The sequence below is a fragment of the Ruegeria lacuscaerulensis genome (genome assembly GCF_013031245.1).
Lineage (GTDB): Bacteria > Pseudomonadota > Alphaproteobacteria > Rhodobacterales > Rhodobacteraceae > Ruegeria > Ruegeria lacuscaerulensis_C.
On record NZ_WPZL01000003.1, the window covers coordinates 35,622 to 50,625 of the forward strand.

Annotated in this window: 13 protein-coding genes; 3 read left to right on the forward strand and 10 right to left on the reverse strand. The window is 57.5% G+C overall.

Annotated elements, in window-relative coordinates; genetic code table 11:
* Positions 1-21: 21 nt before the first annotated feature.
* Positions 22-369 carry a TfoX/Sxy family protein gene (locus GOX66_RS04875; protein ID WP_170760173.1) on the reverse strand — a complete coding sequence of 116 codons (348 nt, stop codon included), beginning with the start codon at positions 367-369 and terminating at the stop codon, positions 22-24.
* Positions 370-704: 335 nt separating this feature from the next.
* Between GOX66_RS04875 and GOX66_RS04880 the strand changes: the two genes are divergently transcribed.
* From GOX66_RS04880 to GOX66_RS04890, 3 genes are read left to right on the forward strand one after another with little or no spacing between them, the layout of a single operon-like run.
* Complete coding sequence (locus GOX66_RS04880; RefSeq protein WP_170760175.1) at positions 705-2,222, forward strand: CHAD domain-containing protein; 1,518 nt, start codon at positions 705-707, stop codon at positions 2,220-2,222.
* A gap of 3 nt (positions 2,223-2,225) precedes the next feature.
* Entirely contained in the window at positions 2,226-2,981 is a 756-nt protein-coding gene (locus GOX66_RS04885) for a ParA family protein (RefSeq protein ID WP_170760177.1), read from the forward strand.
* Positions 2,978-3,445, forward strand: a complete 468-nt coding sequence (locus GOX66_RS04890; RefSeq protein ID WP_170760179.1) for a CYTH domain-containing protein — start codon at positions 2,978-2,980, stop codon at positions 3,443-3,445. Before GOX66_RS04885 ends, GOX66_RS04890 begins: the two co-directional genes overlap by 4 nt.
* Here GOX66_RS04890 and GOX66_RS04895 read toward each other — a convergent pair.
* The 9 genes from GOX66_RS04895 to GOX66_RS04935 form a co-directional block, all read right to left on the reverse strand.
* On the reverse strand, positions 3,442-4,812 hold the full coding sequence (locus tag GOX66_RS04895; protein WP_170760181.1) for a sensor histidine kinase: 1,371 nt from the start codon (positions 4,810-4,812) through the stop codon (positions 3,442-3,444). The genes GOX66_RS04890 and GOX66_RS04895 overlap by 4 nt on opposite strands.
* A complete protein-coding gene (locus GOX66_RS04900; RefSeq protein WP_170760183.1) occupies positions 4,805-5,485 on the reverse strand; it encodes a response regulator transcription factor in 681 nt (226 codons plus the stop codon). The genes GOX66_RS04895 and GOX66_RS04900 overlap by 8 nt, the downstream gene beginning before the upstream one ends.
* 182 nt (positions 5,486-5,667) lie before the next feature.
* Complete coding sequence (locus tag GOX66_RS04905; RefSeq protein WP_170760186.1) at positions 5,668-7,104, reverse strand: Do family serine endopeptidase; 1,437 nt, start codon at positions 7,102-7,104, stop codon at positions 5,668-5,670.
* A 755-nt stretch (positions 7,105-7,859) separates the two neighbouring features.
* Positions 7,860-8,459 (reverse strand): nucleotidyltransferase family protein, encoded by a 600-nt coding sequence (locus GOX66_RS04910; RefSeq protein WP_170760188.1) that lies wholly within the window; start codon positions 8,457-8,459, stop codon positions 7,860-7,862.
* Between the two features lie 31 nt (positions 8,460-8,490).
* Complete coding sequence (locus GOX66_RS04915; protein ID WP_170760189.1) at positions 8,491-10,908, reverse strand: FAD-dependent oxidoreductase; 2,418 nt, start codon at positions 10,906-10,908, stop codon at positions 8,491-8,493.
* A 91-nt stretch (positions 10,909-10,999) separates the two neighbouring features.
* The gene (locus GOX66_RS04920; protein WP_170760191.1) at positions 11,000-12,307 is read right to left on the reverse strand and encodes an HlyC/CorC family transporter; all 1,308 of its coding nucleotides are present in this window, start codon (positions 12,305-12,307) and stop codon (positions 11,000-11,002) included.
* A 63-nt stretch (positions 12,308-12,370) separates the two neighbouring features.
* Complete coding sequence (locus tag GOX66_RS04925; RefSeq protein WP_170760192.1) at positions 12,371-13,324, reverse strand: site-specific tyrosine recombinase XerD; 954 nt, start codon at positions 13,322-13,324, stop codon at positions 12,371-12,373.
* 2 nt (positions 13,325-13,326) lie between these two features.
* Positions 13,327-14,850 carry a hypothetical protein gene (locus GOX66_RS04930; protein WP_170760193.1) on the reverse strand — a complete coding sequence of 508 codons (1,524 nt, stop codon included), beginning with the start codon at positions 14,848-14,850 and terminating at the stop codon, positions 13,327-13,329.
* Positions 14,840-14,989: a hypothetical protein gene (locus GOX66_RS04935; protein ID WP_170760194.1), complete on the reverse strand. Its 150-nt coding sequence runs from the start codon at positions 14,987-14,989 to the stop codon at positions 14,840-14,842. The genes GOX66_RS04930 and GOX66_RS04935 overlap by 11 nt, the downstream gene beginning before the upstream one ends.
* Positions 14,990-15,004 lie beyond the last annotated feature (15 nt).

A 15,004-nucleotide genomic window follows, 5' to 3' on the forward strand; every position in this document is an offset into this window, starting at 1 on the left:
GTTTCGGGTGCGGCTTTTTTGTCAAACGAATTTGAGATCGTCAGCGGACACCCGGACGCCAATTGCGTCAAGATCCGAGATCATCTGAGTTTCGGGCGCTGCGCTGACACCGGCTTTGATCGCGTCAAACCGTTGACGCAAAGCCTTTTTCTCCTCGCCCTTGCAGTCATTCCAGGGACGGCCCTGCAGTCCCATGACCAGAACATAATACCCGATAAAATGCGGCCGCGAGCCTGACTGCAACAACCGGATATAGGCCGCATCCGCGCCCATCTCGCGCAGTTGTTGCGCCGAGTGAATTCCGGCACGCGCGCACGCCTGTTCAAAGGCTGGGCCGAGGTTACGGATGGACGAGACGGGATCGGACATGCACAAGCCTTAGCCATGTGTTTTGGAGTTGTCATCAGGCTGTTGGCGCGAACCCGATACCTTCAGATCTTACCCAGAGTAATCTTAAAGCCGGGGCTTGTCAGCTCGGCAATTCCGCGATTTCATGATGTTATATTGCCATGAGGGCGCTGACGTCCGAAAACAAGGAACCCAAGGATAAATCCGGCGAGGCAAAAAACTCATCACTAAAATTGGACGGCAAGGCAGTAAAGGCACTCAAAAATCCGAGCGACCGTAAAGGGGACCAGCGTGCAGAAGATTATCAAGACCCTTGTGTCCGACTATCTTGATACGCCGCGCAGGGACCGGTCGTGATGACGAAAAACAGCCGACTATTTATTGTTCCGGGTACCTTTGAACAGGACAGGTTTGCGAAATTAATCAAAGGGTTGACGGTCACGTTTGATGTATTGAGCCCCAGTCGGTCATTTGACCTTTTGGACTGTCACGATCAGTCTCTCAGAGCATCAGGGCGGCTGCTGATCGAAACCGAAGGCGCCTTGCATTTGCTGCAAGAGGATGTTGCCCCCTTGGCGCAAACATGGATTGGCAAAGGCCGGTTCGTTCAGGATTTGCCTGATGGGCCTGTTCGTACCGCTCTGCGCGGGTTTCCCAAGCTCCGCGCACTTATGAGCCTGGGCAGCGGTACGGGAAAAACGGGAACTTTTGCCGTTCTGGATGACCTGCAAAAAACCCAGGTTCGTGGCGATGTGTTGTTGCTATCCACAAAGGACATTCAGGTTACGCTCCTGAACGTTCACCCAATGCGTGGATATGACCGTGCTTTCGAAGCGGTCTGCGCGGCGCTGAGCGAAATGCTAGGCGCGGCGTCCAGAATCGAGCAGATGTTTCACGTTCTGTTGCCTAAAGTCGCACCGTATGTGGCCAAGCCCAAGGTCAGCCTGGGCACGAATGAGCCCTCGATTCAGGTGGCGACCGATATCATCCGTACTTTCCTGACTGTCGCGCGCCAGAACGAAGCGGGAGTTATCGCCGATATCGACACGGAATTTCTGCACGATTACCGCATATCTCTGCGCCGCATTCGTTCAGTCCTGAGCCTGTTCAAAGGTGTGTTTTCACCCGAACGGACAATCGCTTTGAAGCGCGAGTTTTCAGAGTTGATGGAACCAACCGGACGGGTACGGGATCTGGACGTATATCTTCTTGAAAAAGATACGTACTTCAATCTCATACCCGACAATCTTCACGTCGGCGCAGAAGCTATGTTTGCACAGTTTAGCAAAGAACGAACCAGTGCTTTGGCCGAGCTGTCCCGGCGGTTTCAGAGCGCGGTTTACAATAAACAGATGCGCAATCTGGCGTTGCTCTTTGCAGAGGCCAAATATCTGGATCCCGGACCTAATGCGGAACGTGGCGCGTATGACTATGCGTGCGTGCTGATCTGGAAGCGATACCGCAAGGTTTGCAAGCTGGCACGGCGGATAACGCCGGACACCCCGGACGAGGTCCTCCATGAGCTGCGCATTGAATGTAAGAAACTGAGATATTTGATGGAGTTTTTTGCGCCTTTGTTCGACCGGAAAGACTTCAAGACACTCATCAAGCCCCTGAAAAAGCTTCAGGATAATCTTGGCCTGTTCAACGACTACTCGGTTCAACAAGAGGCGCTGCTGAGTTTTGTCGTCGCACAGAGTAACACGCAGGGTCGGGCAAACGCGCAACTGGCGATGGCGGTTGGCGGGCTCATCGCCGTGCTCAGCCAGCGTCAAGCGGCAGAACGGGCCAGCGTCATTGCCAATTTCCAGCATTTCGACAGCCCGAATATCCAACATCTGTTCCGCAGCATGTTCCGCAACAAGGAGGACTGAGGTTTGAAGATCATTGCCTGCTACAGCAACAAAGGTGGTGTGGGGAAAACTGCGACTTCGGTGAACCTGGCCTATGCCTATGCGCAGGCGGGGCAAAATGTGCTGCTTTGTGACCTCGACCCCCAAGGCGCGTCGGGGTTCTATCTACGGGTGAAGCCGTCGAAAAAGCTGACGGATGCGCGGTTTTTCGAGGACGTGGAGCGGTTTACAAAATCCATCCGTGCCAGTGACTTCGAAAGGTTTGACGTGCTGCCTGCCAACCTGACCTTCCGCGATTTTGACGTGTTCCTTTCACGGATGCGGAACAAACGGTCCAGGCTGAAAAAAGCACTGGCCGCGGCGGGCAGTGATTATGATGTGATCGTTCTGGACTGTCCGCCCAATTTTTCGACCCTGTCCGAGAACGTCTTCAAGGCGGCCGATCTGATCGTTGTTCCGGTCATTCCGACAACTTTGTCCCAACGATCCTTTGATCAGCTTGTCAGTTTTTTCGACGAGCGGAATCTGCCCAAGAAAAAGCTGAAGGCGTTCTTTTCAATGGTACAACGGCGCAAGACGTTGCATCTGGAAACGATGGAGGCGATGCGAAGGTTGTATCGCAAGCGGTTTCTGCAAACCTCGATCCCTTTTGCAGCAGATATCGAGCGCATGGGTCTGAACCGCGCGCCGGTCAGCATCTATGCCGGGCGAAGTGCCGCCAGTGCCGCCTATCAGGCGCTGTATGACGAACTGGAAAACGGAGTGGTTACAACCAAATGAGCACCGAAATTGAACGCAAGTTTCTGGTCGCGCAACTGCCGGATATAAGCAACACGGAAAAGGCCATCGTGCGGCAGGGGTATCTGACGGCTCCCGACGATTCCACCGAACTGCGCTTGCGGCAGAAGAACGACAAGTTTTTTCTGACCCTCAAGGGAAGCGGAACGATGGTGCGAGTCGAGCGGGAGACCGAAATCTCCGCCGGTCAGTTCGATACCTTCTGGCCGGAAACAGAAGGGCGTCGGGTCGAAAAAGAACGCTATACCGGCCAACTGCCCGATGGGCGGGTCTTTGAGTTGGACGCGTTTCTGGGTGAATTGGCCCCATTGCGTCTGGTTGAAGTGGAATTTGAAACCGAAGCAGAAGCGCAAGCTTATACGCCCCCTGATTGGTTCGGCGCAGATGTGACCGCAGATAAACGCTATAAAAACAAGACGATGGCAATTAAAGGGATACCATCCTAAGGTTTTCGTGCGAGCTTTATTGTTGCTTCCAGTCCCGGATCGCAGTTGCGTGCCTGAAACGTTCCACCGTGCATATGGGAAATTGCAGCCACCAAGGCCAAACCCAGCCCGGCATTACGCTCCCGTCTGGCCGGGTCGAGCGTGACAAATGGCATTTGCAGGCGCGACAGGTCCTTTTGCGGCGCGCCGGGGCCACGATCCCTTACGCTGAGAAAGGTATTCGGACCATCTTCGCTGAGGCTGATCGTGACCGTCGTGTCTGCAGGCGCGTATCGCATCGCGTTCTCCAACAGGTTCGACAATGCCTGAGACAGCAGCGGGCGGTGTCCAAGAATAGGCGCCGCCGTGCCGGTGACTTCAAGCCGGATGCCCTGATCGGCTGCTACCGGATCGTAAAGCTCGGCTACGTCGGCCACCAGTTGTTGCAGATCCACGGGCTCGAACTGTTCCCTGCCAACGCCCGCCTCGGCGCGAGAGATTTCGGTCAATTGACCCAGAACCCGCAATACATGGTCGATTTCTGCGGTTGCCCGGGCGACATCTATCTCGCGATCCTGTTCCGTTTTTGCCGGGTCAGACAGTGCTTCGACCCTCTGTTTCAACCGAGACAGGGGGGACCGCAAGTCATGCGCGATCGAGTTGGATGTGGTGCGCAAGTTGCTGACCAGCTCTTCGATTTTGTCCAGCATGGTGTTGAGCGTCCCGGCCACCTGATCGAATTCATCGCCGGTTCCGCGCATGGGCATTCTGCGGGACAGGTCACCCGACACGATGTTTTCTGCGGTGCTTGCGATGTCCGACAGCCGCGAAAATACCAGCCGGGTAAACAGCCAACTGGTCAGAATGCTGAGGGCCAGGGCGATCCCAAGCGCAATACCAACAGACCGCAGCAAAACCCGATCAAATTGCTGCCGCGCCAGCGCGTCACGCCCGACCAACAGGCGTTCTCCGCCAGGCAGCCGAACGGAGGCGGCAGAGATGGGGACTAGTTGATCGTCTTCCGCCCGGTGCAATTCCAGATCGACCCATCCACTACCAGCGGTAACGCCCTCGGGCCATTGCTTGAGGTTGCCAGCCAGCTTGGCTCCGAACCGGTCCGTCAACAGGTACAACGCGTCGCGGTCGGATGCGGTGGGAAGGCGCCTTTCGATGGCAGCCATCAGACCGATCAACCCTCGGCGTTCGTATTCATCCGCCAGCCCTGTCAATTCGGCCGATACGACCGATCGGGTCTCACCCTCGATGCTGCGATTGGCTGTCACATAGACCAGAGCCAGCACCGCAGCGGTTAGAAATGTGCTGAGAACCATGCTGGCCAGTACGAGGCGGGTACGGGAATTGTTAAAGGAAAGTCGCAGGTTATCCATCAGATATCATGTAACCGGCGCCCCGGACAGTTTCAATCAACGGAGGCTCGCCGCCTTCGTCCAACTGGCGCCGCAACTTTGAGATATGGACGTCGACCACATTGGTATTGGGGTCGAAATGATAATCCCAAACACCTTCCAGCAGCATGGTGCGTGACACCACGCGGTTTTTCCGTCGCAGAAAGAACTCGAGTATCTGAAACTCACGCGGGGTGAGAGTGATTTCGCGCCCGTTGCGGGTGACCTTGCGAGTCAGCAGATCCATCTCAAGATCTTTGCAGGTGAGTGTGGGGCTTTCCTCGGCCTCCTGGGGGCGTCTCAGTAAAGCTTCGATACGGGCATGCAATTCCTGGAATGAGAAAGGTTTGACCAGGTAATCATCCGCACCTGCGCGCAGCCCTTTAACCCGTTCGTCAACAGCGCTCATCGCAGTCAGCATCAGAACCGGCGTTTTTAGGCCGGCAGCCCGCATCGACTTGATCAGCGACAGTCCGTCCAGCCCGGGCAGCATCCGATCCAGAACAACCGCGTCAAAACCACCGTCGGTCGCGTGATACAAACCTTCGCGGCCATCTGCTGCCAGTTCAACCGCATATCCCTCTTCGCCGAACCCTTTGGCGATGAAGTCCCGGGTATCTTCGTCATCTTCAACGATCAGCAGGCGACGGCTCATGATCCGAATTCCTTTCTACCGGGATTTAAACACAAATTTGGGATAAAGCACATGGTTTGGGTAATGTACGTGCCGGGTGCATCGCAGTGCACCCGGCAGTCCCGGCGGTTTGCGGACAATTCAAACCCGCCGAGGAGGCGCCCGCCAGATTTCCCCATCAAGTGGCGCGCGCTGGTGTCAGATCAGGCGATTTCCACCGCGACAAAGATCTGATTTCCGCCGCGATTGATCAGGACAAGCGCCGGATCGGTCTTTTCGCTGTCCAACGCGGCTTTCAACGCGTCCGGAGTGGCAGTTTCCTGACCACCCAGTTTCACGATCACATCGCCACGTTGCAGACCGGCTTTTGCGGCCGGGCTGTCCGGCTTCAGATCGGTCACGACCACACCATCGACGTTTTCGCCAACACCCATTTCAGCGCGATTCATGTCCGTTAAAGGTGCGACGGTAACGCCCAGAGCTGTGCCAGAAACGGTTTCATCCACCGACCTGTCCATTTCGGCCGAGGCACTTTGGTATTGGCCGATGGTCAGCTCAAGCTGTTGTTCCGCGCCATCGCGAAGAACGGTCAGAACGCTGTCGGAGCCCACTTTGGTTGTGCCGACAAGGATCGGAAGGTCGCTGCTAGAGTCGACGGCCTCATTGTTGAACGAGAGGATAACGTCGCCCTGTTTCAGCACACCCTCAGCCGGGCTACCTTCAACGACATCCGAGACCAACGCCCCGGTCGAAGTGTCGATGCCCATGGCCGCTGCGATTTCGGGGCTGACATTCTGGATCGAAACACCCAGCCAGCCGCGGCTTACCTGTCCGTCGTCGCGCAGATCGTCTGCGATATGTTCGACGATGTTGGATGTCACGGCAAAGCCCAGGCCCACGGACCCGCCGGTTGGCGAGTAAATGGCCGAGTTCACGCCGATCACTTCACCTTCCATGTTGAACAGTGGCCCGCCCGAGTTGCCCTTGTTGATGGCGGCATCAGTCTGGATGAATTCAGCGTATGGCCCCTGCGAGATGTTGCGACCCTTGGCCGACACGATCCCGGTGGTAACGGTCGAGTGCAGCCCGAAGGGGTTGCCGATGGCCACAACGTCTTCGCCCACGCGAATCACATCGCTGTCGCCCAGATTGACGGCCTGCAAGGTTTCACCTGCGTCGATCTTCAGAACGGCGATGTCGGTCAGCGGGTCGGTGCCGACAACTTCGGCGTCGAATGTGCGGTCGTCCGACATGCGCACGGTCACGGTCGATGCATTGTCAACGACGTGGTGATTGGTCACGATGTACCCGGTCTCATCCAATACGAAGCCCGATCCCAGGCCCTGTGCCGGACCGCGCTGCGGCGCGTTGAACCCTTCGGGTGCGCCAAAGCGCTTGAAGAACTCACCAAATGGGTGGCCTTCGAAATCGAATTCCTGTCCCTGGGCCGGCATCGGTGCAGCGTTTTGTTCTGCGATGATTGTGACGACTGAGGGTGACACACTCTCAACGAGATCGGCCAGGGCTTCGTCAGCCATCGAGGGCAGGGCGGTCGTTGCCAGCATGGCGGCACTCAACGCGCCAACGCCAACCCAACTGGATGTCCCGGGGAAAAGAAGAGAGGACTTGCGGATGCTCATTTTTGTCTCCTGTTTATATCACGCGATTGCGGCCGCGCGTTGGAACAGGAGATGCGCCTTCAGTCTGAGTGTTTCCTGAGTGATTTGTTAAGAAATCTTAATTTTGCCGCAAACGGGTGTTCTATCCTGCGAGGTCAATACAGGGGATCGGAGGATTCGTGCGAATCATCCTCTGAGAATCGGTGGATTGTTGCCGATTTTGGCGCCAATACGTGAAAAGCATTGAATTGAATCAGAATCGTTAACAAATCAGCCACTGATTTTTCGAATATTTGGGGAATCGTCTTTTGGTTGTGGGCTTGCTCGATGTCCGCCAAAGAAATTAGCAACAATTCTCGACAAAATTGCCAGATAGCTCATTAGGTTTATGCATAACCAGTAGAGATGCTGGATTAAGTCGATAGGAGACTCTACCTGAGGTTGATTGTCGATCAGGGGGATGTTGCGGAAAAACCATTCTGATATCGGCAAAAATAACCGCACTAGCCAGTTTTACGTTGTTTGGAACCATCGAATGGGTGACGATGTAAGAGCCCAAGCGAGGGGGAGCCGATGGCACTAGGGGGTGCCTGAGGCTTGTCACAATCACTGGAAGCGCTGAGCGGCATGTTAACGAGGGGGTCTTGTTTAGGTTCGGCAGCGGAATAGCCAGAATGCCAATTTGGTAATCTTGGCCGCGCTTTTAGGATTGGTGAAAAGTGGTAGTCCTGTTTTGGGCAACCGGCCCGGTCGAAATCGACCGGGCCGTGTTCATTTCAGGACCTTCGATTTGCCTTCCATGCCGCCCAGTCTGCGGGCGTATCAATATCCATCAGAGCGTTTTGTTCGGGCAACGGCTGCAAGTGCACTTTGTCTGAAAACGCCCGCACGATGGCTTGAGCACCCGCATCGCCTGTCAGTTGGCTGAGACGGTCGAAAAGGCTGCGGTCGAACACGACCGGATGACCAGGTTTTCCCGCGGCGGTTGCGCCACGCCATATCAGCTTGTCCGGATTGGTTTGGACCGACTCAAGAACACTCTCCAGGTCTGCGGTGGTGATTTCCGGCAGATCAGCCAGCAGGATCATGGCAGCGGGGGAACCCGGTGGCACATGCATCAGAGCACCTCGCAGGCTGGCGTTCATGCCTTCGCTTGCGTCCGGAACTTCGATTTTGTGAACGTCCAGTCCCTCTAGCGCGTCGTGTCTTGGATGCGGAGAGGGCGGCAGCGCCACAATGACAGGTGCCGCGATACGCGCAATCAAGGCTGAACGGCGTAACAGCGGCTGGCCGTCGACGGGCAGCAAGAGCTTGTCTTTGCCGCCCATACGACTGGAGTTTCCAGCGGCCAGCAGAATGATTGGTATCGGAATCATTCCGCTAACATGCCGCTGGGGATGGGGGTTGTCATCCCCGCATACGCGCGCCATCCGCATCAAACAGAGGCTTTGAGATTACGCGCGCCGGGCGTAGCTGCCCGAGGATTTCGATTTCAACTTCTACCCCGCCGGTCGCGCGGTCCACGGGAAGAAAACCCAAGGCCACCGACTTCTCGGCGTAATGCGAATACCCGCCAGAGGTGCAGAAACCCGCGACCTTACCGTCCAGCCAGATCGGTTCATAGGCGTTCACGTCCGCGTCGTCCGCGTCAACCTCGAACGCCACCAGTTTACGTGCTGGTCCCTCGACCCGTTCAAGCTCGGCAGCCGACCGACCGATGAAATCCGCTTTTTTTGAGAAGGATATGAACCTGTCCAGACCTGCCTCGGCTGCGGTGTAATCGGGCGAGAATTCTCGCATCCACGAGCCAAAGAACTTGTCCAATCGCAAGCTCATCATCGCGCGCATGCCAAAGGGTACCATGTCGTGTTGGTGTCCAGCCGCCCACAGGGTCCACCACAATTGCCGTTGGGCCATCGGATCACAGTATATCTCAAACCCCAGATCGCCTGTATAGCTGACCCGCTGGACGATACAGTCGGTCATGCCTACCGTCATGCGCCGTACGTCTAGGAACCGAATATCCGCGAGGTCTTCACGGGTGCACGCCGACAAAACCTGTACTGCTTTGGGTCCGGCGATCTGAAATCCGTTCAACTTGTCGCTGATGTTTTCGACTTTAGTGCCGTCTTCCTGATGCTGCAGGAACCACCGCATGTGAAAGGCCTGGCTGCCATACGAGGCAGTCAGCCGGAATTCGGTTTCTCCCAAGCAAGATACAGTGAAATCTCCGATCAACTTGCCCTTAGGCGACAACATGGGTGTCAGTGATACGCGCCCCGGTTGTGGAATGCGCCCGGCCATGATCCGGTCCAGCCAGTCCCGTGCCCCCGGACCAGAGATACGGTATTTTCCAAAATTGTGGACTTCATTGATGCCGACACCGCCACGAACTGCGCGCACCTCGCGACCGGTCGCGTCGAATGCGTCAGAGCGGCGGAACGAGGGTGTCTCGTATCCGGGCTCACCGTCTTGCGCAAAGTAGTTCGGGACCTCCAGGCCATATTGCTGGCCCCAAACCGCGCCCAGATCGCTGAAGATGTCGTACATCGGGGTCGTCCGGTTCGGACGCGCGGCAGGTAGTTCCTCATTAGGGTAGGCGACGCTGAACCGCTTTTGGTAGTTCTCGATTACCTTGGGGCGAGTGTAGCCGGGGCTGATCCAGTCGCCGAACCGAGCCACGTCCATCGCAAACACATCACGCTCGGGCTCGCCCTCGATCATCCATTGGGCCAGCGTCAGGCCGACACCGCCGCCCTGGCTGAAGCCTGCCATAACGCCACAGGCCGACCAGTAGTTGCGTACACCCGGTACCGGTCCGACCAGTGGGTTCCCGTCCGGCGCAAAGGTGAACGGACCGTGGATCACCGATTTCACACCGGCCTCGGCCAAAACGGGAAAGCGTTTGTAGGCGAATTCGATACTGTCGGTGATCTTGTCGTAGTCATCGGGCAGCAATTCATGCCCGAACTCCCACGGGGTTCCGTCGACCGCCCAAGGCTTGCAGGGCTGCTCATAGAAACCGATGCACAATCCGCGCCCTTCTTGCCGCAGGTAGCTTTCCCCGGCCGGGTCCATCACATGAGGGTGCTCGCCACCGGCGTCGATGATCGCTTCGATCTGAGGAATCGAGTCGGTCACCAGATACTGATGCTCCATCGGGTGCAGAGGGAAATAGATGCCAGCCATCGCGCCAACTTCGCGCGCCCACAGGCCACCGGCGTTGACCAGATGTTCAGCATGGATGGTGCCTTTGTCAGTGACAACATCCCAGGTGCCATCTCGGCGTTGTTTAGTTTCCCGCACCATGCAGTGGGTTTCAATCGTGGCTCCGCCCATTCGGGCGGCCTTGGCATAGGCATGTGTGGTTCCGGACGGGTCCAGATGACCATCCAGCGGATCGTAAAGCGCGCCGATGATCCCGTCCGTATTGGTGATAGGGGCGATCTTTTTTATCTCTTCCGGCCCGACGATTTCTGTTTCCAACCCCATGAACCGATGCTTGGCGCGTTCAGCCAGCAGCATGTCGAACCGGTCCTGATTGTCGGCTAGCGTCACCCCGCCCACATGGTGCAGCCCGCAGGACATGCCGGTGATCTCTTCCAGCTCCTTATACAGTCGGATCGTATAACCTTGCAGCGCAGCCATATTGGTGTCGCCATTCAGGGTGTGAAAACCTCCGGCCGCGTGCCATGTGGACCCGCTGGTCAGTTCGGACCGCTCCAGCAGCATCACGTCCGACCAGCCCAGTTTGGTAAGGTGATAAAGAACTGAGCATCCTACGACGCCCCCGCCGATCACTGCTACCTGAGTTGTGGTCTTCACGTCTCGCCTCCCGTGTAATTTGGCCAAAGCCTGCAAGCGCGATGCGGGGTTTACTGTTCCGTTCGCGACACTACTTGTCGCAGGCTATTGTTTAGAGGGGGCGGATCTTCAATCCCGTGATCCGGTTTCCTTCGCGTTCAGTCACTTCGAACCGGAAACCGTGGAACGAAAAGACCTGTCCGACAGTGGGGATCATCTGCGCCTCATGAATGACAAGTCCGGCCACGGTATTGGCTTCTTCGTCGGGCAGGGACCATTCCATGGCGCGGTTCGCGTCCCGGATCGTCATTGCGCCTTCAACCAGGTACTGCCCGTCTTCGGTGCGAGTCACCGGGACGTCCTCTTCAATGTCGAATTCGTCTGCGATTTCACCCACGATTTCCTCAAGGATATCTTCGAGCGTAATCAGACCACGCAATGAACCATATTCGTCGACCACCAGCGCGAAATGACTGTGCATGCGCAGGAATTCCCGCATCTGGTCGTCCAGCGTGGTGGTTTCCGGCACGAAATAGGGGTCGTTCGCAACTTTGGAAATGTCGAATTCTTTCAGCCGGTTGGCATCGCCCTCCGTTCCGCCAGCATGGGCGTACATGGCGCGGAACAGGTCTTTTGCGTGTACCACGCCGACGATGTTTTCGGGTTCATCCCGGAACACGGGCAGTCGAGTATGCTGGCTTTTCAGGCATTGCTGCAGAATGGCCTCGGGCGCGTCGTCCGCGTCGATCATCTCGATATTCGAGCGGTGCAACATGATCTCTTCGACCGTACGGTCCCCCAGATCCAGCGCGCCGAGGATACGGTCGCGGTCTTCTTTTTCGACCACACCTTCGGAATGGCCCAGCTGCAGGGCTCCGGCGATTTCCTCGCGGACGGCCAGAATGTTGCTGTCCGGGTCGATCTGCACGCCGAATACGCGCAGAACGCCGCGCACCAGCAGACGCACGGCTGCAACGATGGGTGAGAATACGGTCACGACAACGCTGATGATCGGCGCAACAGCGGCTGCTGCCTTTTCCGCGTTTGTAATGGCGTAAGTCTTGGGCAGAACCTCGGCAAAGATCAGAACCAACAAGGTCATCACCAGCGTCGCCAACGCCACGCCGCTTTCCCCGAACAGCCGAGTGAACAGCGCAGTTGCCAATGAGGCCGCAAGGATGTTCACAAGATTGTTGCCCAGCAACACGGAACCAATCAGGCGTTCGTTGTCGTCGGTGATGTCCAGCGCCTTTTTTGCCCCGCGCGAGCCCTTGTCGGCCTGCGCCCGAAGCTTCCCGCGTGAAGATGCGGTCAATGCCGTTTCAGAACCCGAGAAAAAACCCGACAGGATGAGCAAAAGCAAAATAGCGCCTGTGGTAAACCAGAATGCGCTGTCGATCAGAGAAGAAGAGGGTTCCATCGGTCCTTGGTTGTTGGTGTTTCTGCATTTGTTATGGGGGCGCAGCCCCACCGGATCAAGGGCTTAGCCCTTGTCGTCGGTGTCTTTGGCCAGCGGGTGATGCTCCAACACCAGTTCTGCCAGCCGTTCGTCCAGAACATGAGTGTAGATTTCGGTGGTGGCCACGTCGGCGTGCCCTAGTAACGTCTGAATTGACCGCAGATCGGCTCCGTTGGCAAGCAGGTGCGTGGCGAAGGCATGGCGCAGCGTATGGGGTGTGACCTTTTCCGGTGGTACACCGCCCTGAACAGCCAGCTCCTTAACCAGCAGAAAGAACATGTGTCGGGTCAGGTGCCCGGACTTGCCGCGCGACGGAAACAGGAACTTCGATCGCTGGCCTCCATCTGACACCAACCGATCTTCGGCTTCATCCCTTGTTTTCAGCCAGACAGACAAAGCTTCGCGGGCAGGGGGAGACAGCGGCACCATCCGCTCCTTACCGCCTTTGCCAAGAACCAGCAGCATCCGCGGGTCGCCACGCGCCGATGACACGGGCAGCGAGACAAGCTCGGTCACGCGCATACCGGTGGCATACAGAACTTCCATCAGGCAGGTGTTGCGCAGGCGGTCTGATTCCGTGCGTCCGGTTTGGCGCGCGGCCTGCAGCAGCCGGTCCACTTCGGGCACGTCGAGCGTCTTAGGCAGGCGCTTTTGCCGACCCGGGCCCTTGATCTGAATGGCCGGGTTGGTGTCACGCCAGCCTTCTTCAAACGCAAACCTATAGAGTTGTTTGATTGCGGACAGCCGCCGCGCGCGGGTGGATTTCGACAAACCCTGCGCATCGCAGTCGATCAGGTAGGCCTCGATCTGGTCGCGCTCAGCCTCGGCAAACCCGGTTTTGCGGCGTTCCAGCCAGGCCGCGAAATCCTTCAGGTCGCGCCCATAGGCCAGCAGCGTGTTGGTGGCTGCCCCAAGTTCTGCGGCCTGTGCCTGCAAAAAGGTGGAGATCCACAATTCCTGAGTGGCCGGGGACGCCATGATCAGGTGCCCTGCAGGATCAGCAGGTTCAGCGCTGCACGGCGAGCTGTGTCCTCAAGGCCCACCCGGCGCAGCGTTGCGATAGCGGCGGTTAGGTCCACGAGATTCCCGCGAGATCCGTGGGCAAACCGCTCCATGGTTTCCAGAATGGCCTCACCCAGTTGATCGTTTGCGAGAAGCGCTTCGATATCCGACGGGATCGGTGCCGCCCAGGCAAACCCTTCAGCGATTGCATCCGCCAAAGGCGACGGCGAAGGCGCGCGCCCGGGGTCGCCCTGCGCCAGCGCGGCCAAAAACTGCGACTCTTCGGACTGATCCGGCGCAGAAAGTGCGGCGGTCTCATATAGCTCGGACAGAAGCAGGATACGCCACCTCAGGTTCTCGGCCGCTGGGTCGGAAAGAGTGATTTGCGACAAGCGGCCGGCGAAAAGCTCGGCAAATGGAACCTCAAGCCCAACGTCGCGCATCTGTTCCCAAACGGCTATCAGGGCTTTGGAAATTTTTTTAGGCTTCCCTGACTCAAGCGCAGTTTCAAACCGCTGAATCGCCGCGACCCTGTCCCAGACCGCACCGGAGGCCGCCGGATCGCGTTCGGTGTACAGGCCCAATAGCTGATTGGGGGTCAGCGCGCCGATCCGAGTCAATCGTTCAGCGGCTTCGATCTGTGCTTTCCAGCCAGCCACATCCCGAAGGTCGGCGTTGGCAAAGGCCCGCGGCAGCGGGGCCGAGGGCAACCGTTCGCCAATTGCTTCGTAAAGACGGAAACTTAGCGGGTCCGGGTGATCCGGTTGCGGCAGGTATTCCGCATCTTCAAACAATTCGGGGCTGAGGAACCGGTCCAACACCGCCAGATCCTCAGATGGCAGAACTTGCAGCGCATGTGCTGCTTCTAACGTCAGGGCCGCCGAAGCCCAATCTCCCCGCCGAGCCTTGCAGAAAATCTGGGCCGCGTAATCTTGCGACAGATGTGGTTGGGCGATCAGAGCTGTGCAGCTTCGATCCTCGTCCCCGGTCAGCAGCGTCGCGTCGAACCAGCGCTGAAACCGGTCGCGGCTGTCCGTAGGGCCAGCCAATTGCACAAGTGACTGCACCGGATCAGCAGCGCCAAGCTGCATCAGCCGGTCTAGCCTTGCTAACAGCAGTGTTTCCTGCGCGTTCGGCTCTGCAGGTGACCGCGCCTCAGACAGTAGCAGGGTAAAAAGCAGGCGCTGCATGGCGGGGTTGTACTTGACAGGCACGCGGGCAATTAGTTCGGCCAGACGTTCGGAATCGCTGTTCTGCCACATGTCAATCGGTAGGCCGGTCACAGTCGACGATACAAGGCCCAGCGGTTGCGACAACGCCTCAAGCGGAGTGACTTCGACATCCGGCTGGATACCGGTCTGCGTCACCGGAGGTTCCAGCAGAACCGTGCCCGGCAGGTTCTCTGGCGGGTTGCTCAACCATTCAATGACTGAAAGAGGTTCCTGCTGCGCCTGCGCCGATCCGGCCAGAAACAGCGCGAACACTGCGGCCTTATTCGACATTCAGGATTACCGGTTCTCTGATCTCGTCCTGCGGGGCTGAGAAATCCGCGCCGAAGAACGGCCCCAGATAGGCATATGCCACCAGCCCGATGAAACACAGGCATACAAGGTATATCAGGAACTTGATCAGACGGCCCATTGCTCAACACTGCCC

What these genes read in the sequence shown, in the direction of transcription:
- GOX66_RS04875 (WP_170760173.1), bottom strand. Translation starts at nt 369, where the DNA reads ATGTCCGATCCCGTCTCGTCCATCCGTAACCTCGGCCCAGCCTTTGAA.
- GOX66_RS04880 (WP_170760175.1), top strand. Translation starts at nt 705, where the DNA reads ATGACGAAAAACAGCCGACTATTTATTGTTCCGGGTACCTTTGAACAG.
- GOX66_RS04890 (WP_170760179.1), top strand. Translation starts at nt 2,978, where the DNA reads ATGAGCACCGAAATTGAACGCAAGTTTCTGGTCGCGCAACTGCCGGAT.
- GOX66_RS04895 (WP_170760181.1), bottom strand. Translation starts at nt 4,812, where the DNA reads ATGGATAACCTGCGACTTTCCTTTAACAATTCCCGTACCCGCCTCGTA.
- GOX66_RS04900 (WP_170760183.1), bottom strand. Translation starts at nt 5,485, where the DNA reads ATGAGCCGTCGCCTGCTGATCGTTGAAGATGACGAAGATACCCGGGAC.
- GOX66_RS04905 (WP_170760186.1), bottom strand. Translation starts at nt 7,104, where the DNA reads ATGAGCATCCGCAAGTCCTCTCTTCTTTTCCCCGGGACATCCAGTTGG.
- GOX66_RS04910 (WP_170760188.1), bottom strand. Translation starts at nt 8,459, where the DNA reads ATGATTCCGATACCAATCATTCTGCTGGCCGCTGGAAACTCCAGTCGT.
- GOX66_RS04920 (WP_170760191.1), bottom strand. Translation starts at nt 12,307, where the DNA reads ATGGAACCCTCTTCTTCTCTGATCGACAGCGCATTCTGGTTTACCACA.
- GOX66_RS04925 (WP_170760192.1), bottom strand. Translation starts at nt 13,324, where the DNA reads ATGGCGTCCCCGGCCACTCAGGAATTGTGGATCTCCACCTTTTTGCAG.
- GOX66_RS04930 (WP_170760193.1), bottom strand. Translation starts at nt 14,850, where the DNA reads ATGTCGAATAAGGCCGCAGTGTTCGCGCTGTTTCTGGCCGGATCGGCG.
- GOX66_RS04935 (WP_170760194.1), bottom strand. Translation starts at nt 14,989, where the DNA reads ATGGGCCGTCTGATCAAGTTCCTGATATACCTTGTATGCCTGTGTTTC.